The following is a 23885-nucleotide window of genomic DNA, read 5'->3' as shown; positions in this document are numbered from 1 at the left end:
TGTTATACAATTCTATTTAATCATTAATACAGAGCGATTTCAAGAGTGTTACAGTTTAATTTTTTGGATGATTTGTGTCGATCCATTGGTTTAAATCTTGTAAGAATGCTTGGAATTGTTGTGGGTTTTTAAAGTCTGGAATATTTGCGAGTAAAACTTCCACAGGTTTAGTAACTTTCGGTTCTTTACGTTGTAAAATTAAAATCGATTTACGCGCTTTTTCGTTTTTAAATAAGGTTGTTGGTAAATTTAAGAAGGCTTGCATTTCAGCTTCTGTAGCAATATAATTTTGCAACTGTTTCACATGTTCTCCTTCAAAAATATTACTTGGCACGATTAAAAATGCATAACCAGATGGTTTCAATGCATCAAGTGCTTGTTCAATTAATAAATAATGTGCATAACTATGACCTTCATCAAATCCGAGGTTCATTTCATGGCTACGTTCATCTAATGGATAGTAGCCAATAGGTAAGTCACCGATCACGACATCTGCATCCTCAAAAGGTAACGGTTGAATCGCATCTTGAGGATAAACATCAAATGGGATTTCTAAGAAGTTTGCTAAATGTACACTGACGCGAGAAAGCACAGGGTCTACTTCGACAAGGTGGTGCATTAACGTTGTATCTGTAATAATCTCGTGGATTGTTGCACTGAGATGGCCTGCCCCACTCGCAATATCAGCGACTTGGAGAGATTCTGGATCTCCGACAAATTGTTTCACTAAAAAGCCTAAGATTAATCCGATAGAATCAGGTGTAATCTGATGATTCGCCTGCACTTCTTCTTGTTGTAAAATGCTCAAATAAGCAAACTGAAATGCTTTTCTTCTGTCTTGCATCGTTGCTTGTTCAAGTAAATCACGTTGGTTGCGATAAACATCTTCCATCGCAAGACCAAGGTTCTCAATTAAACTTTGCCCATTTTCTTCATGTAAAGTTTTAGCTTTATCCTCTAAAACTTTAAATAACTGTTCCATTATCGTTTGTTCTTGTGCCATGTAACGTTCCTTTCTAAAAAACTGTCCATAATCGTTAGGTTGAGGTTTCCTTATACCAATTGCCTAAATAATTATGGACAGTCACTAATATATTGTCAAAAATACTGACTATACGTGAAATGATCTTTAATTCAATTATGCATTGCGATAAGCAGAAAGTGCAGATTCAAAATCAGGGAAATCTGTACCTTCAGCTACGATTTGTTTGTAGACGATTTGATCATTTGCATCAACTACAAATACTGAACGTGCAAGCAATCTTAAGTCTTCCATCACAACACCATATGCTTTACCAAATGATAAATCACGATGATCGCTCAATGTGATGACGTTATCTAAACCACTTGAAGCGCACCATCTTTTTTGAGCAAATGGTAGGTCGACAGAAATCGTAAGTACGACACCGTCTTCTTCAGCTGCTTGTTCATTAAATTGACGTGTTTGTTGGTCGCAAACCCATGTGTCTATAGAAGGTACGACGCTAATTAATTTTTTCTTACCTTTATAATCTGATAATGATACCTCATTTAAATCGTTATCTAATACAGTGAAATCAGGTGCTTGTTGTCCCTCTTCGACCTCATTTCCTGCCAATGTCATTGGATCGTTCTTAAATGTAATTTCAGTCATAATGTGATGCCTCCATTTTATACTTGATGCTTAATACAGTTGTATTATACATGGTGGGCCCTTGATTTTAAACTCATGACACTTCATGCGACATGACATTACTTCATATAGAAAAGATGTTCTAATTTATTTCTGATCACAACCGTATCCGCAACATAGTCATGTATACCTCTGTGTTTTTGAGTAAAGGCGATCACTAGATAAGGTAAATTTAAAAATAGGCCACTAATAATTCTGCCAATCCATTCTCTAAATAAGACATCAGACCATGTTAACCGTTGGCGATCTATGCGTTCAACTCGAATATTGCAAATCATTTTCCCTAGTGTTTGTTTAAAGTATTTCGTCATTAATACAAAATATAAATAGAAAACGAGTGCATCTAAGATGTGATCTACACCTAGATATGGAATGAATATCTCTGCCTCATCAATGTGCGTAAAATGATAAATGGGTGTTAGAATGATACTTTTAATGCCAAAGAGCACCAAAATGTCAATGAGATAACTCAATAATCGAATACCAAACCCTGCATACAATTGTTTAGCTAAGGCATCATGGTTGAGCTGTGCTTGTTTCGAATCTTCACGGTTTGATGCAAGTGTTTCCGCTGGTTGCTGAATATATTGCTCACCATTATAAATTTCTACCATCTCAATCACCTATCCTTCATAAAGGTACATGGGTTTCGCTTGGGTGTCGTTCGTGATGACGCTTTTAATTGCTTTAACATCTGCTTTAAGACCCTGCACAGTAGATTTTACATTAAATAGTGTGAAGAAACTGCCTGAAGCATCGTATTCAAATACTTCTGGTTGTTCTACTTTAATCTCTTTACTTAATCCTTTAATGACATCATCTTCATAGCCTATTTCATCAATTAGACCATTAGATTTCGCTTGCTGTGCAGTATAAACTCTACCGTCAGCGAGTTCGCGTACCTTTTTCTCATTCATATTTCGGCCATCTTTTACGATATTCACAAAGCGATCAAAACTATCATCAATAATTGACTGCATGATGTTTCTCTCTTCTTGTGTCATCTTTCTTGAACTACTTAATATATCTTCATGTTCACCGGATTTAAACACATTTTCTTTAATGCCTAATTTTTCTTGTAAGCCAGTGTAATCCGTATTACTCATGATGACACCGATTGAACCTGTGGTTGTTTGTGGTCCAGCGTATATTTTATCTGCAGGTGCTGAAATATAGTAACCACCTGAAGCGGCCATTGTTTTCATCTGTACATAAATCTTTTTGCCTTTATGCTTAATTTCTTTGATCTTTTGGTAGATTTCATCACTTGCGTATGTACTACCTCCTGGCGTATCGACCGTTAATAACACCCCTTTAACCGTCTCATCATTTTTCACATTATCAAGTTGTTCTAGAAATTCTGTATGATTATAGCCATCGCCCATGAAACCGCCGCCTCCCTCGACGATTTCTCCCTCTAATGAAAGATGGGCAATACGTTGCGTTGGATCTCCTTCTTTTTCTGGTACTTCCCCATACATATATGTATCTGCTTCTGTAATCGCATTCGAGACGATTGCAGAAATAGAACTCATCACAATGCCACCGATGACTATCACAACTGCTAACACAAGGGCTATGATTCTCTTGTTCGACATAAACTCACCTCTTCTGGAAATTTGCTTTGTTGTCCTTATTTAAACACAATTGATAAACCACTGTATACCATCTATTAAAAAAATATAATATACCGAACTCTTTTATCTGAAGACATATGAAATATCCATGTAAGCGTTTTACACTTTTACTAAATAAAAACTCAAACGTGGATTGAACCACAATTTGAGTTCCAGCTTATATAGATGTCATTCCCTTTAAAGCATCTGCATCACATAGTCATATGTATTTTTTATAATCAATAACAACGTCACGATAACAAACAAGGCTTTTACATAACCGACGCCTTTACTGATCGCAAATTGCGCACCTACGAATGAACCTACTACCATACTTGCAGCCATTACAAGGCCATATAGGTAGTCCACTTGTCCTAAAACCATAAATAGTAATAGCGCTCCAATATTAGAGGCGAAGTTTAGAACCTTGGCATTCCCTGCTGCACTAAGAAAGTCAAAACCAAACATCAAAAGGACAAACAGCATAAACGAACCTGTTCCACCACCTAAAAAGCCATCATAAAAACCGATTAATCCCAGTAGTGCAGCAAAAATGACTGCCTTTACAATCGTAAGACGTTGAAACGTACGTACATTTCCCCACTCTTTTTTAAATAACGTATAAATGAGTACAAGCGTTAAGACAACGATTACGATAGGTTTTAACAGTTGAGACGGTAACATCGTCGCTAAAGTTGCACCCCCTATTGATAATATAAATATAAGAGGTACAAGGCGTAAGACGATTTTGATATCTACATGTCCAGCTCTTAAGAAACGTAGTGCACTTGTGAGTGAGCCAAACGAACTTGCTAGTTTATTGGTTCCTAATGCAACTGCTGGTGGCAAGCCTATCGATAACAGGGCAGGAATAGAAATGAGACCGCCACCTCCTACCACCGCATCGATAAACGCAGCTAAAAAGCCAAACGCTATGACAATCAATATTAAAGTCAAATCCCATTCCATATTCCCATCCACCCTTTCTGTTTAAACCGTTCATGTTGATCAAACTTTTCGATAATTCATACCGTCGATATAAAACAAGCCAACATATCGTCAGAGAGCGAACCGATATGTTGGCATCTGATGTTTACATGCTTCTATTTATCTCAATATGATTGTCTTTCTAAGCAAGATTAAAAAAGATCGTCTGCTAATGCATCTGTTTCGCGATCTTTGTCACTTTGATAATCTTTCGTAATTGTGAGTGTTTCCACACCGTCCACTGCACGTTCAATCATTTCTTCAAAATCATAACCACTTTCATATTGTTCAACCTTTTCAAAGTTAGGTTCAGTCACCGGATTTTTCGGTGTGAAGATCGTACAGCAATCTTCAAATGGTTGAATAGAGGTTTCGTACGTGCCAATCGCTTTCGCTTTTTTCACAATTTCTTCTTTATCTAATGTCAATAATGGTCGTAACACAGGCGTTGATGTCACATGATTAATCGCATACATACTTTTTAGTGTCTGACTCGCAACTTGACCGAGGTTTTCACCATTCACAATCGCATCTGCACCAATGCGATGGACGAGTTTATCCGCCACACGCATCATCATGCGACGTGTAGAAGTCATCGTATAACGTTCATGAACGACCTTGTTTACTTGTTTTTGTAATTCCGTAAACGGCACAATGTGTAATTTAATTGTACCGACACGACTAGCTAAAATACGCGTCAGTTCAATGACTTTCTCTTTCGCTTTATCACTTGTAAATGGTGGACTGTGAAAATGAATTGCCTCTACTGTGACACCGCGACGCATGACTTCCATGCCAGCAACCGGTGAATCGATACCGCCAGAAAGCATAAGCAACGTCTTACCACCTGTGCCCACAGGTAAACCACCTGCACCTTCGATAATTTGATCGTACACATAAATGGCATCGAGTCGCACCTCAACCTTAATCGTATGATCAGGATGTTTCACATCTACGTGAATACCGGAAGTATTTTTTAATACCGCTTCCCCAATATCGCGTTGCAGTTCAAAGGTTTCCATTGGGAATTGTTTATCAGAGCGTTTCACTTCAATTTTAAATGAATCGCCTTGCGCATAATTTTGCGCAAATGCAATCGCTTGTTGGTTTGCAGCTTCGAGTGTTTTATCAATTTTTAGTACTGGGCTGATTGAACGAATGCCGAAGACACCTGATAAACGATCAAGCATTTCATCAAGGGGTGCATCTTGTTCGAGCTCAATATACATTCTGTCGCGATTGGCATTCACTTTATACCCTTGTAACGGCATAAGTGCTTTTTTTGTATTAGATCGTAATTGACTGACGAACGTTTTTCGGTTCGCACCTTTTAATGTCAATTCACCATATCGCACAAGGATATGATCATATATCATTTTACTAACAACTCCTTAACTTCTTCATAAACATTTTCGAATTGAGTTTTGAATGCTTCTATATCCTCTTCTGAAGTTTCACTACTCATAGAAATTCTAATACTACCTTCAATTCGTGTTTTATCCACATTCATGGCAAGTAAAACCTCATTAAGTGTTGCTTTCTTAGAAGCACATGCGCTCGTTGTTGATATCATAATATCGTATTTTGAAAATGCATTGACGAGCACTTCACCTTTGACCCCTCGAAAGCTGATATTTAAAATATGCGGCGCAGCATCTTTCGGTGAATTGATGTAAACACCAGGATATTGTTGAATAAATTCACGTAAACTTTGGTTAAAATAAGCTAATTTTTCATTTGTCGTTTCTGTATCTTGGACAGCGTGTTTTAACGCTTTAACTACCGCCACATTCATCGGAAGATTCACTGTACCGCTTCTTAAGCCATATTCTTGGCCCCCGCCATGAATGATCGGTGTCAATTGATGTAAATTACGTACAAATAATAAACCTTGACCTTTCAAACCATGGAATTTATGTCCGCTGAGACTCAAACTATCGACATGATTAAAGTAAAGCGGTACTTTCCCAATCGCTTGTACGGCATCTACGTGCAAATGTGCTTTTGGATATTGTTGGACGATCTCAGAGACTTTTTCTACAGGTTGAACTTGACCCATAATATTATTCACATGCATACATGTCACAAGTCCCACGCAGTCTGTCATTAATGATGCGAGATGGTCAGTATCAATGCGTCCATCTTCGGTCACGTTAACATATTTAACAGTAAAGCCTTCATCTTCGAGTGATCGCACAACTTCTAGCACAGAAGGATGTTCTAATACCGATGTGATAATTTCATCCGCTACTTCTTTCTTTTTATATGCGATGCCTTTAATAGCTAAATTATTAGATTCAGTGGCCCCACTAGTGAAAATTAAATCAAATTCTGAAGTGATATCGAATAGCTCCGTAATTTGGTTTTTAGCGCGTTGTAATAATTGCTCACCTTGTAACCCTGCTTTGTGAGGACTGTTTGGGTTAAAATACACAGCTTCGTTTGCTTTAATAAACGTTTCTAACACAGAGTGGTTAGGTTTCGTTGTCGCTGCGTTGTCTAAATATATCACTTAACTCACCTCTTCTATTCCGTTTAATCATAACATACGGTGAATCGCTCACGCGTGCTTATTTCTATATTCTGATTTATAGACAATATAGTATTATACGCTATATGCCTCCCGAAACAAAAGGGGCAAACTGACAAAGTGATAAAATCGTAAAAAAAAAAACGCCTTCTCAAGGTTCCATTCAACTGTGAAACCTGAGAAGGCTTTAACTATTACTAACGATATTCTCGCTGTTTTATGATTGTGATTCTGTTACTTGTGCCTCAATATCTTTTGTCACACCAGGTTCAACGTTTTCCAATGCTTGTTCGGCAATTTCAATTGAACGTTTATAACGATTATTTTTAAATAGACGTTCAGCTTCGTTTAAACTTTTATCTACTGAAGAATAATCTTTGCGGTAACGGTTACCATATTGGATGAGTTTTTCAGCATAAGCTGCATTGACTAATACATCCGTTGCTTCCTCTTCAAATTTATTCATTTGAACGACTGCTTTAGACACTTTATCTTTTAATTGTTGGACATGAAGCGGACGTACATCAAATTTCTTGTTGATTTCTCTCACTTCATAATCAATTTCATTTTTCATGATGATAAAGCGTTCAGGTACGCTCGGTAGATTAGAACCTAACAATTTACGATAAACTTCTTCTTTTTTACTTTGAATACGTAATAAGCTGTCTTCTGCTTCAGATTCATCTTCACGTAATTGGATGAGATGATTTTGTAATTTTTCTTGTTTATCATTAATGACATCAACATGCTCTTTAATGTATTCGAGATTATCTTCAACCTCGCTATAACGCACCGCTGATTTAGCCGTTTCTTTCAGTATTTCATCGTATACAGAGATGAGATTTTGAATTTCATTTTCAAATTGACGTACGTTTTGTAAATCATTTTCATCGATGTAATAGTTTTCACGTACATAATCAATTTCAGTTTGTAGCGTATAATTCATTTCTTTCGCTCTGAAGAGATTATCCGTAATTGTTTCTTTTGTTTCTTCTACTGTATTTTTAGCGTTGACTTCATGTTCGATAAGGTCATACATTTCATCTAAACGATCGTTGATGCTATTGAGTTTACTGTCCGCTTCATCGAGTTCTAATCGACTGATCATCGGTTCAACGAAGCTTAAGTCTGTCTTCAAGGTTTGTAATGTGCTGTCGATTTTAACGTGATCTAAATCATAGCCTTCAACTTTCAAGTCTCTGCATCCATATTTTAAATCTTGGAATTGACCCGGTAATTCTTTTTGAGCTTCTTTGATTAGAGAAGGAATTTCTGACATATCTTTTCTTAAATAAGTCATATCGTTTTTAAGATTTTTGATATGTTCATGTGCTTCTAAGTAATTTCCTTCTTCTTTAAGTGATTCATATTGTTCTAGCTCAGGTTCTAAACCATCAATTTCTTCTTCAAGTGGTTCTGCCGCTTCCCCATACTGATGACGGTTCGCTAACACATCGCGTTTCATTTCACGGTATTGTGTTTTGGATTGTTCGTAGAGTTGATCGCTATTTTGATTAATTGTTAAGATTTCATCAATCTCTTCATTAATCTGGCGATAATTTGCTTCATATTTATCCATTAATTCGTGAGCCTCATCAACCTCTGACTGTGCTTGAGAGAATTTGAATTTGTCTAAATATGTTTCAGCATCATGAAGTTTTTCCTCTACAGGAGCTAAGTATTGTGTTTCACTTTCTAATGTCAATTGTTTAAATTGATCATGTTTTTCTTGGATTTCACCAGTAAGTTCTAATTCAGACAGACGGGACACGCTATCTTCATACGGTAGTTGGGCTACTTCTGTTTTACGTGTCTCTGCTTTTTCTATGATTTGGCTCTTATTCGAGCGCATATAAAATAATACACCCACAGCAATTAATATAATGATAATAATTGCTAAAATAATATACAGTACCATAAATTCTCTCCTCCTAGTTTATCATCCCTCATTATAACGTAAATCACCCTTTTATTTAAATAGAAAATGATTTAATTATTATGAATATTTCTCTTTCTGTGATGAATTTTCTTACGCTACTCAAATATACTTATAAATAGGGATGCTCATAAGTGAACATTGTATTCATGTATTAGGAGTGTGACGTGGACAACTCTGTTTATGTAAAACATGTTCAACTTCACAAAACTACAGTTCAACTTCACAACAAAACATTGACACTTATTATTCATCATACCCATTCTAGTGATCTTTTATACTGCTTTAATATGAACAATTTTGATTGCTTCAGTCGGATACACTCTATATAATGAACAAAAAATGAGAAGAGGTATCGTCTATGGAGACAAATTATAATTTACTACAAAAACAGCTTAAAAGTTTAATTGAAGATGAAACAAATTTAATCACAATATTGAGCAACGCTTCTGCACTCATTAATGATAATTTAGATGAAGTAAATTGGGTTGGGTTTTATCTAGTCGATAATGGTGAGTTAATCCTCGGACCGTTCCAGGGTCACCCAGCATGTATGCATATAGCATTAGGTAGTGGCGTATGTGGCACTGCAGCAAGTCAAAATGAGACGCAGGTCGTTAAAGATGTGCATCAATTCCCTGGACACATTGCTTGTGATGCCAACAGTCAATCTGAAATCGTGATTCCTATCCACCAACATAATGAAATCATCGGTGTATTAGATATCGATGCCCCTGTTAAAAATCGGTTTAATGAAACTGATAAGCAAGGTTTAGAAACCGTTGTTGCTATACTCGAAGCGCAATTGAATCGTTAAAGTAAATCATGATTATTTCATTCTAAATCTTCTTCAATATTTAAATGCAAAAATGCATTGACACATAACGGAAATAACAGTACAATGTACTTTGTGTGAATAAACGAAAATAGCTGTTGTATATTCATTGGCGCTATGTTGTTCCCGATGCGGACGTGCCGTGTAACCATTGCTATGAGGCGAGGACACACAAAACAACATATCCAATGTAAGCATACAACCCTCTTTTTTGTTTTTTCATAACAAGAAAAAGAAAAGGAGGAGCTTATCTATGGCAACATTTAGAGGCTCAAGCTGGAAAAAATCACGTCGCTTAGGCATTTCTTTAAGCGGCACTGGTAAAGAATTAGAAAAACGCCCTTACGCACCAGGTCAACATGGACCTAACCAACGTAAAAAATTATCTGAGTATGGTTTACAATTACGTGAAAAACAAAAATTACGTTATTTATATGGCGTAACTGAAAGACAATTCCGCAACACATTCGAAGAAGCAGGTAAACAAGGCGGTGTTCATGGTGAAAACTTCATGGCATTACTTGCAACTCGTTTAGATGCTGTTGTTTATTCATTAGGTTTAGCACGTACACGTCGTCAAGCACGTCAATTAGTTAACCACGGTCACATCGAAGTAGATGGCAAACGTGTAGACATCCCATCTTACTCATTAAAACCTGGTCAAACAATTTCAGTACGTGAAAAATCACAAAACCTTGATATTATCAAAGAATCAGTAGAAATCAGTAACTATGTTCCTGAATACTTAGAATTCGATGCTGATAACTTACAAGGTAAATTCATCCGTATGCCAGAACGTAGTGAATTACCAGCTGAAATCAATGAACAACTTATCGTTGAGTACTACTCAAGATAATGTGTTTCACTTCCTCACCAACATATCATTGCGATATGTTGGTGTTTTTTTATGCTTCAATATGACTCCATGAATCAAGCTGTTCTGGCACGTCACTAATTACCCCATCGACACCGACTTCACGTAATCTCATTTCATCTTCAGGCGAATTCACCGTGTAAGGATAGACTGTTAACCCTTCAGCATGAGCACGTGACACAAATGAATGCGTCACCAATTCATAGTTTGGATTCACATAATCTGCAAAGTTCGCAATGTCTTTAAAACGAGGTTGTCGATTCCAAAACAACTTTTTACTGATTAATACCCCTATCGGATACGTTTGTTGACATGCAGCCATCAATTGCATACTTTTGATATCAAATGATTGAATGATCGCTTGATTACGCTGATAACTAAAGTGATCTAACGCTGCTAACACCGCTTTTTCTATACCTGGATATTGTCTTGGCTTTTTTAACTCTATGAGTAATGCTTCAGGTCTATGTTTAAAGAGTTCCAACACTGCTTCAAACGTAGGTATACGTTCACCTTCAAAACGTTGATTCTTCCATGCGCCTACATCTAATTGCTTTAATTCTTCTAGTGTAAAATCTTTTATTTTTCCGGAACCATTAGATGTACGGTTAACACTATCATCATGCATCACGACGAGTTGATGATCTATTGTCATATGTAAATCGATTTCTACACGCTCTATCCCTAACTCAATCGCCGCTCGAAAAGCAGGCATCGTATTTTCAGGATAACGCACTGATAACCCTCGATGTGCAATCACCGTATAATTTTTAGACATGCTGCACCTTCTCCCTTTATTTCTTCATCGCTATTAACTAAACTTAACTTATCATATCTCTTTCAAGGAGGGAAAAAATTTATGGCTCAACACGATTTTAAAGTAACGACACAGTGGCAAGGTGGTCGAGAATCAGTCGGTCAACTCAATGGAGACGTTTTAGACGAACAGATTTCCATTCCATCTGGATTAGGTGGACAAGGCGTGGGTACGAATCCAGACGAAATGCTCGTCGCAGCAGCTTCTACGTGTTATATCATTTCACTCGCTGCAGTTTTAGAACGCTCTGGATTTAATGATATCCAAATCACTCAACATTCTATAGGTCGCGCCTCATTGGATAAAGGTAAATTTAAAATGGTGGAGATTACACATTATCCAGAAATTCAAATTGATGAAGATCAAGTACCAAAATTAAAAGATAAACTTTCAAAATTATTACAATTGGCAGATCGTAACTGTATGATTTCAAATGCCATCCGTGGTAATGTAGAGGTGAATATCGAACCATCGCTTCAAAACTAATCTATCTATACTCATCCTCGAGACGAAATGTACCGTTTCGGGGATAATCATAGATATGAGTTCATTGAAAAGTAGCTTATTTTATAAAAAGACGTCCTTAGCACTTTATTAGTTTCAGAAAATTAGTTATAATATAAAAATTATAACATTGGGAGATGGTTAAACATGAGTTTGAACCATAGATATTTATTAACCCCTGGACCCACGCCAGTACCGCAACCGATCTTACAAGCGATGCAACAACCCATGATTGGGCATCGTACCGCTGAATTTGAAACCCTCGCCGATGAAGCCTCACGTGCACTCATGCCTGTATTCGGCACTGAACATCCTGTACTCATACTCACTTCAAGTGGAACGAGTGTATTAGAAGCAGCAATGTTAAACACGGTTGAAGCAGAAGACCACTTTGTTGTCGTCGTTTCTGGTGCATTTGGTTATCGTTTCAAACAAATCGCAGAAACGTATTACAAGAACGCACATATTTACGACGTGACATGGGGAGAAGCTGTTGATGTCGACGATTTACTAGCCTTTATCGACGCTTTAAGCGTATCTATCAAAGCAGTATTTTGCCAATATTGTGAAATCTCTACCGCAGTACTACATCCTATTCATCAACTCGGACATGCGCTCCATCAATATGATAAAAATATTTATTTTATCGTAGATGGCGTCAGTAGTATTGGTGCCGTGGATGCGAATATGTCACGAGATAACATTGATGTTCTTGTCTCAGGTAGCCAAAAAGCACTGATGTTACCGCCTGGTCTTGCCTTCGTAGCTTATAACGATCGTGCTTTACAACGATTTGAAAATGTACAAACTCCGAGTTTTTACCTTTATTTAAATCGTTATATTTCTTCACTCAATGACCACTTTACACCATTCACACCTAACATCTCACTCTTCCAAGGTATTCTCGCCTATGCATCAATGATTCAAGATGAAGGCTTTGAAGAAGTAATTAAACGTCACTATCTTGTCAGAGATTGCTTGCGCCAAGCGCTGATCGCCTTAGATTTAGAATTACTCGTCGTAGAAGAAGATGCTTCCCCTACCGTGACTGCTTTTATACCGAAAAATGCTGAAGAGCTCGCTACGATTAAATATGAACTTGATTCACGTTTCAACATTGTCATTGCAGGTGGTCAAGGTCAGTTAAAAGGCAAAATATTACGTTTAGGCCACTTAGGACAAGTGACGCCGTTCGACATTTTACAAGCAGTCGCAGCTCTAGAAATCATCCTCTCCGATCATAGAAAAACCAATTATATAGGTAAAGGCACAATAGCCTTTATGGAGGTATTAAGTCAACATGTATAAAATATTAGTCGCAGATGCAGTATCAACAGAAGGTCTATCTCCATTACTTCAGCACGAGCAGTTTGAAGTAGAGATTCATACACAGTTAACTGAAGCAGAACTCATCGAAACAATCCCAGAATATGAAGGATTAATCGTCAGAAGCCAAACACAAGTCACTGCTGCAATCATCCAAGCAGCTACAAAGCTTAAAGTCATCGCACGAGCGGGCGTCGGTGTAGATAATATCGATCTTGATGAAGCGACGAAACACGGCATCATCGTGATTAATGCGCCTGAAGGTAATACCATTTCAGCAACCGAACACTCAATGGCGATGTTACTATCCATGGCGCGACATATCCCTAAAGCACACCATTCATTACAATCGGGTGAATGGAACAGAAAAGCATTTAAAGGGACAGAACTGTATAACAAAACGTTAGGTATTATCGGTACAGGACGGATTGGGTTAGGTGTCGCCAAACGCGCACAAAGTTTCGGCATGCATATTTTAGCGCACGATCCATATTTATCTGAGGAAAAAGCGCAGGAATTAGGTATCGAAAGAAGTACTATGGCTGAAATCGCACGAGAGGCAGACTTTGTCACTGTGCATACACCTTTAACCGCTAAAACAAGAGGAATCATAGATTATCCATTTTTCGAACACGCAAAACCAACTTTGCAGATTATTAATGTAGCACGTGGAGGTATCATTAACGAACAAGATTTAGTACAAGCACTAGATGAAGCGCTCATCGCTCGAGCAGCGATCGATGTTTTTGAAAATGAACCTGCCACCGCTTCTCCACTCACAAAACATGACAAAGTCATCGTGACTCCACATCTAGGGGCATCTACAGTAGAAGCTGAAGAAAAAGTGGCTGACGCTGTATCACATGAAATCATCGCATTGTTTGAACAAGGAACGATTCGAAACGCCGTCAATGCACCTAAAATGTCTATCGGTGAAATCGATGCGCACTTACAACCTTTCGTTTCGATTAGTGAAACCATCGCTCAATTTGCTGTGCAACTCATCGACGAAGCGCCACGTGAACTACATTTAACGTATCGCGGTACGATTGCTGAAGAAGATACAAGCATCCTTACACGAACACTTGTCAAAACGGTACTACAACAAGATTTAGGTACACGTGTTAACTTAATCAATGCACTCGTTCTGTTAAACGAACAAGGTGTGAAATTTAATATTGAAAAAGATGCGACTCAAACTCCCTTTCAAAATGCAATTGAATTAACCCTCTATACAGAGCACCATTCGATCAGTTTGGCTGCCACTGTCGTCAAAGGATATGGACCAAGAATCGTGCGTATAAATGACTATGCGATTGACTTTAAACCAGGACGCTATCAACTCGTCATTCATCATACCGATCAACCTGGCATCATTGGACAAACAGGCCAGATCTTAGGAGAGCACGATATCAATATCGGTAATATGCACGTGGGTCGCGCAGACAAAGGTGGCGATGCTTTCATGATCCTATCACTCGATTCAGCTGTTGAATCAGATATCATCGAAAAATTGTATGAAGTCCAAGGATTTAAAACGATACACTCCGTATATATGAATCCTTCTTAAACTTAAGTTGTAATATAAAAGGTCCCTGCTTAGAGTTTTTATGTCTAAGCAGGGACCTTTTCAATGATTTAAATGAATAATAATCTTCTGAACAAGAATTTAAAAATAAAAAGTCAAAAAGATAATCAAATTATTTTTCTAGCAAAATAATTATAACTGATTGATAAACTCATTAAGAATTTCTAAATATTACAATCAATATAGTGAGTTCGTAAGCAATTAAAATAAATTCAACGTTAAAACTCTCTACTACTAAAAAAGGTTGCTATTAACTTTGGACTTTGGTTCTTAGCTGTTTCTTTTCGGTTTTGCTTATAACAATGTTGACAATCATCCAAATAATTTGAACAATTAATGGAAATATAAAGGCAACTAACAAAACTATAAAAGAAATTAATTTTGCGTCAAAAGTTTGAGTTACACCCCCACCATCAACACTTCTTGTCCAAACAAAAATTGTACCAGCACTAAACAAAATTAACCTAAAAGCATTCAATATCCACCAAAATATCCATGAAAATTTCATTGTAATATCCCCTTTTTAGTTTTTCTATTACATTAATTTAAACATAAATCCATTTAAATTTTAAATATAATATCAGAACTTGAATTTTAATTTAGTTTAGCTGTCCTTTTACTTTAAATTAGCCATGAATTAAAGTAGATATTTATAATAATATGTCTCTTATGTCGCACACATCGTTCACGATATAATCTGCACCATGTGCTTCTAATTCTTCTTTTGCCTCAGCCCCTTTTAATCCGGTTAATGGACCTATAAATGTAGCTCCAATCGTTTTTGCACTCAATAAATCAGCGAGTGAATCCCCAACGATAAAAACATCGTCTTTATTCACACGATCCGATTGGTCTGTAGCGTAATGATGGTATTGATCAATGTGATTACCGTCTAGTGTGGCTAAATAACTAAATGGATTCGGTTTACCAAGAGGTTTAAGCTCAGGATACTTTGATTCAGCGGTTAAGACTTCTGAAGCTGTCACGATATGTGCATCATCGAAAAATCTCTTTAATCCTAATGTCTCAAACGGTACGATTGTTTCAGTTCTCGGGCGACCTGTAGCAACAGCGAGTTGATAGTGGGCTTCAGATAAATCCTTTAACAATTGTTGCAGTTCTTCGACGGGTTTTAACACTGTTTCATGATAAATATAACCTTGTTTAAATGTCGTACGAGGTGTTTGATGTTCAGCCTCCGCAAACAATTCATGACCGAGATACCATTCTTGATATATGGATTGAGTCAACTGCCATAATGGGCCTTTGAGCTCAAATAGTGAAGACATATCAACACTTAATTGTTCACTCGCATAATGAATTAAATCCTGATAGACATTCATCTTGCCTGGAGAGACATGTTGAAGGAAGTGTAAAGGCATTTCAAAGTCCAAACGAGAGTTAGATGCCGCTTTACCCACTGATTGTAGCATTTCTGGTGTGATTGGTTCTTCTGTTAACAAAGCTTGCCACTGACTGTACGGTAATGATTGTAATATGTGTATCAGATGTAGCGCTGTGATGATAAATACCATATCCCAATTTGAATTCAATCCTAATGATTTTAACCGATTTAAAATTTGATCATCTTGAAAAACACGTGCACGTATCGTTTGGATCTCCGCATCTGATAATGACTCGAATTTCACTGTTGGATTCAAACCTAAATAATCTTCACTCATTAATAGTTCATAAACTGTTAATGCTGAAACATCAAAGCATCGTGCTTCACTTAAAAACACCCCATCGACATCAAATAATATAGATTTCACCGTTGTCACCTCTTTTTTCTAATTAAGTATACTTAACGTAATAGTAATATGACTCATAAAAAAGCGCAAATGACCATCGTCACTTGCGCACGTTACATTATACGTTTTTATCATCCATCATTTTTTCGATTTCATCAGCCACTTGTTGGACATGAGTGCCGATAACGACTTGAGTACTATGTTTACCACTTTTCGTCACGCCCACTGCACCAGCTGATTTAATTTTCTCTTCATCAATGATTGAATTATCGTCAAGTTCCATCCGTAATCTCGTTGCACAATTCGTGAGTGTCGTGATGTTTTCCTCGCCTCCTAAACCATCTAAAATTTGGCTCGCTGTTTGATGATATTTGCTGACACTTTTAGAACCTTGCTCATTGTTTGGAGCATTTGTAATCTCTGCATCTTCCACAGGATCAGCTAATAAGTTTGTGCCGCGTCCCGGTGTATTTAAGTTGAGTAACTTAATCGCTACGCGGAAAACGACATAATAAATGACGAAGAATACGATACCTTGGACAAACAACATCCAAGGATGGTTCGCATTTGGATTGATTAATGACAGTAATCCATCTAATAATCCTGCACTAAACGAGAATCCTGCTGTCCAGCGCAATAGCGCAGCGATGAAGAGCGAGAGTCCAGTTAATAATGCGTGAATCACAAATAATACTGGTGCAACAAACATAAAGGCAAACTCGATTGGTTCAGTCACACCGACTAAGAATGCAGATATCGCACCCGCGAGCATTAAGCCGTACACGCGTTTTTTCTGTTTCGATTCTGCAGTATGATACATCGCTAATGCTGCAGCTGGTATACCAAACATCATGACTGGGAAGAAACCAGCTTGATAACGTCCAGTAATCCCTTTGATGGCACCATCACCTGTTTGGAATTTCGCAATGTCATTAATACCTGCAAGATCAAACCAAAAGACCGCATTAAGTGCGTGATGGAGACCTGTAGGAATCAATAACCGGTTGAAGAAGCCATATAAGAAGGCTCCGACTGCCCCAAAGTCAATGATCCATTTACCAAATGCGACAATCGCATTGTAAACCGGTGGCCAAACAAAGAGTAATACGACGATTAAGAATAAACAAAAGAACGCCGTCATAATCGGTACTAAACGTTTACCACTAAAGAATGACAACGCCATTGGTAATTCAGTTTCACTAAATTTATTGTATGTAAATGCTGCGATTAATCCGACTAGCAATCCGACGAACACATTCGCGTTATTCATTTGTTCAAAAGCGGCATCAACGTTTTCTGGTTTCATGCCGATGATCGGTGCTAATTTTTCAGGACCTAAGACCACAGTAGTTAAAAAGTAACCTAAAGTCGCTGCTAAGGCTACAGACCCATCATTTTTCTTAGCCATTCCTAATGCGACACCAATCGCAAATAGAATACCTAATTGGTCTAGAATAGTGGTCCCTGCAGTGGAGAAGAATTCCGCCACTGTCGGCCATAGGTTTAATGCATTGAGTCCGTTACCGATCCCCACAATTATTGCGGCAGCAGGTAATATCGCAACAGGCAGCATCAATGATCTACCTAGCCGTTGTAAGAAAGCAAACATATAATTCCCTCTTTTCTTTATGTAGAAATTTAATTTTTATCTATTATTTTAATTATGTAAGCGTTTTGTTAAAATCAAACCTTTTCTATAATACCATATTTTATTTAGTAAAATATATCTTTTAGTTTTTTAACTAGATTTTTTAAAAATGAAGATTAAAACATTGAAAATAAAAGAAACCGAAACAGGTATGTCTAAAGCATCCATTTCGGTTTCAATCATGATTTATCAGTCATTTGTAATATTGTATTGTTTGAGATCCGCTTGTAATTGTTTCGTCCGTTTTTCAAGTTCTTTAGTAAGATATTCTAATTTTTCATTACGTTTCATTGATTTAGGTAAAGATTTCGTTTCAATCGGTTCACCGAATTTAATCATTGCTTGGCCTGTAATGAGTCCCATAATATGTTTAGGACCCACGTAAGCCGCTGGTAAGATTGGTGAGCCAGAAAGCATTGCGATTGTGACTGCTCCTCGTTTGAGCGGTGCTTCTTCATTACCTTTAGTGCGGTGTCCCGTTGGGAAAATACCGACTGTTTTATTATCTTTCAATAATTTAATCGGTTGTTTTAATGTACTTGGTCCAGGATTTTCACGGTCGACTGGAAAAGCATTTAATGATTTTAAGAAATCACCGAAAAATTTGTTTTGGAACAATTCTTTTTTAGCCATATAGTGAATTTCATTCGGATATAGTGCAAGACCTAACATAACCACTTCGTTGTAACTTTCATGCGTACAAGTGACAACATATTTATTGTGTTCTGGGATATGTTCTTTACCTTTAACAATTAATCCTTTACCTAATGTTCGTAAGTAGAAGTATAATAACGAACTGATAAATTTATACATGCTTTCACCTACTTCGTTTACTTAATAATCAATTATAAATTCTATCATTTACGTCATGGTGGTACAAGCACAATTTAAATTCAGTCCAAAGTTGTACAGTAGATTACTAGCATTCAACCTAAAAAACATAGATAATATGGAATATAGAAAATTTTATAAGGAGGAAAAGCATGACTGAGTATAACACTAACCAAGAGCAACAAGATCAGTCTGATTACGATACTGAAATGCACCGTAATCTAAACGAAGATATGACTGAACGTAAACCTAAATTTCCTTGGTTCAAAACCATCCTTGTCGCTTTAATCGCCGGCATCCTAGGTGCCCTCCTCGTCATGGGCATAGGTAAACTCGTTGATAATAAATTCTTGAATAGTGGCGGTTCAGAAGTTCAACAAACAACGAATAGTAAAGGCGGCAATACATTAGATGGTCAAAGTGACAACTATGATTCAGTAAACGAAATGATCAATGATGTCTCCCCTGCGATTGTTGGTGTCATCAATAAGCAAAAAGCGAATAGCTTAGAAGATTTACTTCGCGGCAAAACATCGAAATCTGAAGAAGCAGGTACAGGTTCAGGTGTCGTTTATCAAAAAAATAACGGCTCTGCTTATATCGTGACGAATAACCACGTGATTGATGGTGCGAATGAAATCACTGTTCAACTTCATAATTCTAAACAAGTCGATGCGAAATTAATCGGTAAAGACGCCCTAACTGATATTGCAGTATTGAAAATCAAAGATACAAAAGGTACCAAAGCTATTAACTTCGCAGATTCATCTAAAGTTAAAACAGGTGATAGCGTCTTCGCAATGGGTAACCCACTCGGTTTAGAATTCGCAAATTCTGTAACTTCTGGTATTATCTCAGCGAATGAACGTACAATCGATACGAATACATCAGAAGGAAACAATAAAGTTAACGTGCTACAAACAGATGCAGCGATCAACCCTGGTAACTCTGGTGGTGCGTTAATCGATATTAACGGTAACCTCGTTGGTATTAACTCAATGAAAATTGCCAGTGAACAAGTCGAAGGTATCGGTTTTGCAATTCCTAGTAACGAAGTGAAAGAAACCATCAAACAACTCGTTGAAAATGGTAAAATCACGCGCCCTTCTATCGGCATTGGTTTACTCAACTTAGATGAAATTCCTGATGCGTACAAAGATCAATTAGACATTAAAGAAAAAGAAGGACTCTATGTCGTTGAAGTCGACGGCAACAATGACCTTAAAAAAGGTGACGTCATCACAAAAATTGATGGCAAAAAAGTCAAAGAAGATACAGACTTACGTTCTTACCTTTACGATAATAAAAAACCAGGAGATACTGTTCAATTAACTGTAGATCGTGAAGGAGATACACAAAACATCGATGTAGAATTAAAAGAACAACAGTCTTCTAACAACGATGAAAGTGAAGAACAAAGTAGCGACAGCCTATTTGAATAATATATCTGTCATACAAAAAGAGGAGTGAAAGCCAAATCGCTTTCACTCCTCTTTCTATATCTCATTGATTATTTATAATTCACCATGAAGTATTTTTTCTTACCACGGCGAATGATCGTAAATTCACCTTCGATTTTATCTTCCTCAGATAATTCATATTTTAAATCTTGTTGGCGCTCACCGTTAATATAAATGGCACCGTTATTAATATCTTCACGTGCTTGACGTTTAGAAGATGAAATACCAGTTTCTACAATCGCATCGACTAAGTTTGTTGTTTCTAGACTGAGTTCAACTTGTGGTACATCTTTAAATCCAGCTTTCAATTCATCAGCGGATAATGATTTTAAATCACCTTTGAATAATGCATCAGAAATACGAATCGCATCATCCAACGCGTCTTGACCATGAATAAAGCGTGTGACATCTTCTGCTAATGCTTTTTGTGCTTCACGTAAGTGAGGTGCTTCTTGTAATGATTGTTCTAAGCGATCTATTTCGTCATGACTTAAGAATGTGAAGTATTTCAAGAATTTAATCACATCGTCATCAGATACGTTAATCCAGAATTGGTAAAATTCATATGGACTTGTTTTCTCAGGGTCTAACCAAACTGCACCACCCTCTGTTTTACCAAATTTCTTACCATCTGCTTTAACAACGAGTGGAATCGTAAAGCCATATGCTTCTGTTTGACCGTACATACGACGCATTAATTCAATACCTGTTGTGATGTTACCCCATTGATCAGAGCCACCAATTTGAATCTTACAGTTTAATTCACGGTTTAAATGACCAAAGTCGATAGCTTGTAAAATCGTATACGTAAACTCAGTAAATGAAATTCCATTTTCTAGACGTGTTTGAATAGAATCTTTCGCTAACATGTAGTTAACTCCGACATGTTTACCATAATCTCGTAAGAAATCAATGAGAGAAATTTGACCTAACCAATCTTTATTATTAACGAGTTGAGCACCTTTTTCTGTATCAAATTCAAACAAACGATGCATTTGTTCTGCAATACCTTGAACATTTTGCTCGATTTGTGCTTCATTCAGTAATTTACGCTCTTCTGATTTACCAGATGGATCACCAATCATACCGGTACCTCCACCAATGAGTACGACTGGACGATGACCATGTTCTTGGAAGCGTCTTAATGTTAAGAATGGGAGCAAGTGTCCGATGTGTAAACTATCAGCTGTGGGGTCAGCCCCACAGTATAATGTTACTTGTTCATTATCTAATAGTTTTTCGATACCTGCTTCATCCGTTTGTTGATAAACGAGCCCACGCCATTTCAAATCTTCTAATAATGCGTTTGTCATTACAATTCCTCCTCTTTCGTCTTTAAAATATGGTGCGTTATGTATATTTTCAATAAAAAACACCCTTACGCCAAATACGTAAGGGTGCGATTGCACGGTACCACCATACTACTTAAATATAATTACTCTATTAATGATACGTTCATTAACTCAAACGTTGAATTACGCGAAACAGTGCGAAAAAGGTGGATTCACATCATATCTTGTGTTAGTTCACAGCGACCACTAACTCTCTGAAACAATCTATCATGCTACTTGTCCTTTAATTCAAAATCCATATCTAATTGCATATTATTATAATGAAAATGCATGTGAAAGTCAACTTATATTAGATGTCTCATCTAAACGACGGGACTTTACACCTCAGTATAAGAACAAAAAAACACCAATCCCCATCCCAATTGGAACGGAAATTGGCGTCTTGTGTGTCATTTGAATTGATTTGTTTATTCAGGCGTTAAACAAAGAGTATTGCTTATTAGAATAAGCCGACTGCATGGCCATCATCAGTAACATCCATGTTTAATGCAGCTGGTTTTTTAGGAAGACCAGGCATTGTCATGATTGCACCTGTTAAGGCAACGATGAAACCAGCACCTGTTTTCGCTTCAAGTTCACGAATAGTGATTTCAAAGTCTTCTGGTGCACCAAGTACGGATGCATCATCAGTGAATGAGTATTGTGTTTTAGCCATACATACTGGATAGTTATCCCAGCCATTATCTTTAAATTGTTTTAATTGTTTTTGGGCTTTTGAAGTAAATGTTACTTTGCTACCACCGTAAATTTCTTTAACGATTTTTTCGATTTTTTCTTCTAATGGTAAGTCTAAATCATATAATTGGTGGAATTCTTGTGGTTGGTCGATGACTTCTAATACTTCTTTAGCTAAGTCAATACCGCCTTTACCACCTTTTTCCCAAACTTCTGTTAATGCAAGGCGTACGCCGTTTTCTTTAGCCCATTGTTCTACGAATTCTTGTTCAGCTTCAGTATCGTGAACAAATGCGTTTAATGCAATAACAGGTTCTAAACCGTATTTTTTAATATTGTTAACGTGGCGTTCAAGGTTTACGATACCTTTTTTAACCGCTTCAACATTTTCTTCTTTCAAGTCATCTTTTGCTACACCGCCATGCATTTTCATAGCACGAATTGTTGCAACAATAACGACTGCTGAAGGTTCGAAGCCTGCTTCACGAGCTTTGATATCGATGAATTTTTCGGCACCTAAATCAGAACCAAATCCAGCTTCTGTTACAACGATGTCAGCTAATTTTCTAGCTGTTTCAGTTGCGAGAATTGAGTTACAACCATGTGCAATGTTTGCGAATGGTCCACCGTGTACTAGTGCTGGTGTACCTTCGATTGATTGTACTAAGTTTGGTTTGATAGCGTCTTTAAGGATCATAGCTAATGCGCCTTCAACTTTTAAGTCAGCTACAGTTACCGGTTTACGGTCTCTTGTGTAACCAATTGTAATTTTGGCAATTTTTTGTTTTAAATCTTTAAGGTTATTAGCTAAGCAAAGGATGGCCATAATTTCTGATGCAACTGTAATGTTGAAACCATCTTCGCGTGGAACACCTTTAGTTGGTCCACCTAAACCTACAACGACTTGACGTAAAGCACGGTCGTTCATGTCTAATACACGTTTCCATTCAATACGTCGTTGATCGATACCTAATTCGTTACCTTGATGAATGTGGTTATCGATAAATGCTGAAAGTGCATTGTTTGCTGTAGTAATGGCATGGAAGTCACCGTTAAAGTGTAAGTTGATATCTTCCATTGGTAGGACTTGGGCATAACCACCACCAGTTGCGCCACCTTTGATACCGAAAGTTGGTCCTAAAGCCGGTTCACGTAAAGCAACCATCACGTTTTTTTTCAATTCATGGAAAGCATCTGATAGACCAACTGTTACAGTTGATTTACCTTCACCAGCTGGCGTTGGGCTCATTGCACTTACAAGTACAACTTTACCTTTTTCCCCTTTTTCTTCGATCTTGTTAATATCGATCTTAGCTTTGTAATGTCCATATTGTTCTAACGCGTCCGCAGGGATACCTGCAGCTTCAGCAATTTCTCCGATAGGTTTTAACGTTGATTGATTTGCAATATCTAAGTCAGATAATTGTGCCAATTAGATTCGCCCCTTTTAATTTAATTATGTAGTAGACGATGTAACATTTTG

General features: G+C 37.2%; 21 protein-coding genes. 6 read left to right on the top strand and 15 right to left on the bottom strand.

The genetic code is table 11. The features are described from left to right. Positions 1 to 55 precede the first annotated feature (55 nt). From ACSBRB_RS00695 to ezrA, 8 genes are all read right to left on the bottom strand, one after another. Entirely contained in the window at positions 56 to 1003 is a 948-nt protein-coding gene (locus ACSBRB_RS00695) for a class I SAM-dependent methyltransferase (protein WP_435031166.1), read from the bottom strand. 135 nt (positions 1004 to 1138) lie between these two features. After that, positions 1139 to 1633, bottom strand: coding sequence for a thiol peroxidase (tpx, locus tag ACSBRB_RS00690; RefSeq protein WP_435031165.1), 495 nt, complete (start codon positions 1631 to 1633; stop codon positions 1139 to 1141). Between the two features lie 98 nt (positions 1634 to 1731). Further along, the gene (locus ACSBRB_RS00685; protein ID WP_435031164.1) at positions 1732 to 2286 is read right to left on the bottom strand and encodes an RDD family protein; all 555 of its coding nucleotides are present in this window, start codon (positions 2284 to 2286) and stop codon (positions 1732 to 1734) included. 9 nt (positions 2287 to 2295) lie between these two features. Beyond that, positions 2296 to 3270, bottom strand: a complete 975-nt coding sequence (gene sppA, locus ACSBRB_RS00680) for a signal peptide peptidase SppA (protein WP_435031163.1) — start codon at positions 3268 to 3270, stop codon at positions 2296 to 2298. 216 nt (positions 3271 to 3486) lie between these two features. Continuing rightward, entirely contained in the window at positions 3487 to 4257 is a 771-nt protein-coding gene (locus ACSBRB_RS00675) for a TSUP family transporter (RefSeq protein WP_435031162.1), read from the bottom strand. Between the two features lie 170 nt (positions 4258 to 4427). Beyond that, positions 4428 to 5651, bottom strand: coding sequence for a tRNA uracil 4-sulfurtransferase ThiI (thiI, locus tag ACSBRB_RS00670; protein ID WP_435031161.1), 1224 nt, complete (start codon positions 5649 to 5651; stop codon positions 4428 to 4430). Further along, positions 5648 to 6787: a cysteine desulfurase family protein gene (locus ACSBRB_RS00665; protein ID WP_435031160.1), complete on the bottom strand. Its 1140-nt coding sequence runs from the start codon at positions 6785 to 6787 to the stop codon at positions 5648 to 5650. The genes thiI and ACSBRB_RS00665 overlap by 4 nt, the downstream gene beginning before the upstream one ends. Positions 6788 to 7022: 235 nt before the next feature. After that, entirely contained in the window at positions 7023 to 8723 is a 1701-nt protein-coding gene (gene ezrA / locus ACSBRB_RS00660) for a septation ring formation regulator EzrA (RefSeq protein ID WP_435031159.1), read from the bottom strand. A 379-nt stretch (positions 8724 to 9102) separates the two neighbouring features. Here ezrA and ACSBRB_RS00655 point away from each other — a divergent pair, with 379 nt between their 5' ends. Continuing rightward, positions 9103 to 9558 carry a GAF domain-containing protein gene (locus tag ACSBRB_RS00655; RefSeq protein ID WP_435031158.1) on the top strand — a complete coding sequence of 152 codons (456 nt, stop codon included), beginning with the start codon at positions 9103 to 9105 and terminating at the stop codon, positions 9556 to 9558. A gap of 271 nt (positions 9559 to 9829) precedes the next feature. Next, entirely contained in the window at positions 9830 to 10432 is a 603-nt protein-coding gene (rpsD, locus tag ACSBRB_RS00650) for a 30S ribosomal protein S4 (RefSeq protein WP_059107143.1), read from the top strand. 49 nt (positions 10433 to 10481) lie between these two features. On the opposite strand, the gene ACSBRB_RS00645 is transcribed toward rpsD, so the two are convergent. Then, positions 10482 to 11228: a glycerophosphodiester phosphodiesterase gene (locus ACSBRB_RS00645; protein WP_435031157.1), complete on the bottom strand. Its 747-nt coding sequence runs from the start codon at positions 11226 to 11228 to the stop codon at positions 10482 to 10484. An 81-nt stretch (positions 11229 to 11309) separates the two neighbouring features. Here ACSBRB_RS00645 and ACSBRB_RS00640 point away from each other — a divergent pair, with 81 nt between their 5' ends. From ACSBRB_RS00640 to serA, 3 genes are all read left to right on the top strand, one after another. After that, a complete protein-coding gene (locus tag ACSBRB_RS00640; RefSeq protein WP_435031156.1) occupies positions 11310 to 11753 on the top strand; it encodes an SACOL1771 family peroxiredoxin in 444 nt (147 codons plus the stop codon). Between the two features lie 165 nt (positions 11754 to 11918). Continuing rightward, positions 11919 to 13079: a pyridoxal-phosphate-dependent aminotransferase family protein gene (locus ACSBRB_RS00635; RefSeq protein ID WP_435031155.1), complete on the top strand. Its 1161-nt coding sequence runs from the start codon at positions 11919 to 11921 to the stop codon at positions 13077 to 13079. Next, positions 13072 to 14667, top strand: a complete 1596-nt coding sequence (gene serA / locus ACSBRB_RS00630; protein ID WP_435031154.1) for a phosphoglycerate dehydrogenase — start codon at positions 13072 to 13074, stop codon at positions 14665 to 14667. Before ACSBRB_RS00635 ends, serA begins: the two co-directional genes overlap by 8 nt. A gap of 268 nt (positions 14668 to 14935) precedes the next feature. On the opposite strand, the gene ACSBRB_RS00625 is transcribed toward serA, so the two are convergent. The 4 genes from ACSBRB_RS00625 to ACSBRB_RS00610 all read right to left on the bottom strand — a co-directional run bounded on the left by ACSBRB_RS00625 (position 14936) and on the right by ACSBRB_RS00610 (position 18897). Beyond that, positions 14936 to 15193, bottom strand: coding sequence for a DUF3923 family protein (locus ACSBRB_RS00625; protein ID WP_435031153.1), 258 nt, complete (start codon positions 15191 to 15193; stop codon positions 14936 to 14938). Positions 15194 to 15335: 142 nt separating this feature from the next. Then, positions 15336 to 16457 carry an HAD family hydrolase gene (locus ACSBRB_RS00620; protein WP_435031152.1) on the bottom strand — a complete coding sequence of 374 codons (1122 nt, stop codon included), beginning with the start codon at positions 16455 to 16457 and terminating at the stop codon, positions 15336 to 15338. 97 nt (positions 16458 to 16554) lie between these two features. Beyond that, positions 16555 to 18045, bottom strand: coding sequence for an N-acetylglucosamine-specific PTS transporter subunit IIBC (gene nagE, locus ACSBRB_RS00615; RefSeq protein WP_435031151.1), 1491 nt, complete (start codon positions 18043 to 18045; stop codon positions 16555 to 16557). Between the two features lie 228 nt (positions 18046 to 18273). Beyond that, positions 18274 to 18897, bottom strand: a complete 624-nt coding sequence (locus ACSBRB_RS00610; RefSeq protein WP_435031150.1) for a lysophospholipid acyltransferase family protein — start codon at positions 18895 to 18897, stop codon at positions 18274 to 18276. Between the two features lie 227 nt (positions 18898 to 19124). Here ACSBRB_RS00610 and ACSBRB_RS00605 point away from each other — a divergent pair, with 227 nt between their 5' ends. Further along, positions 19125 to 20357 carry a S1C family serine protease gene (locus ACSBRB_RS00605; RefSeq protein WP_435031777.1) on the top strand — a complete coding sequence of 411 codons (1233 nt, stop codon included), beginning with the start codon at positions 19125 to 19127 and terminating at the stop codon, positions 20355 to 20357. A 68-nt stretch (positions 20358 to 20425) separates the two neighbouring features. Here the strand turns inward: ACSBRB_RS00605 and tyrS are convergent, their stop codons facing one another. Together tyrS and ACSBRB_RS00595 are read right to left on the bottom strand one after the other, a co-directional pair. Further along, entirely contained in the window at positions 20426 to 21688 is a 1263-nt protein-coding gene (tyrS, locus tag ACSBRB_RS00600; RefSeq protein ID WP_435031149.1) for a tyrosine--tRNA ligase, read from the bottom strand. Positions 21689 to 22166: 478 nt separating this feature from the next. Continuing rightward, positions 22167 to 23834, bottom strand: coding sequence for a formate--tetrahydrofolate ligase (locus tag ACSBRB_RS00595; protein ID WP_059107133.1), 1668 nt, complete (start codon positions 23832 to 23834; stop codon positions 22167 to 22169). Positions 23835 to 23885 lie beyond the last annotated feature (51 nt).

The sequence above is a fragment of the Staphylococcus auricularis genome (assembly GCF_051172115.1).
GTDB classification, from domain to species: domain Bacteria; phylum Bacillota; class Bacilli; order Staphylococcales; family Staphylococcaceae; genus Staphylococcus; species Staphylococcus auricularis_A.
Note: the sequence above shows the minus strand (reverse complement) of the source record. Positions and strands in the feature narration are given on the sequence as shown.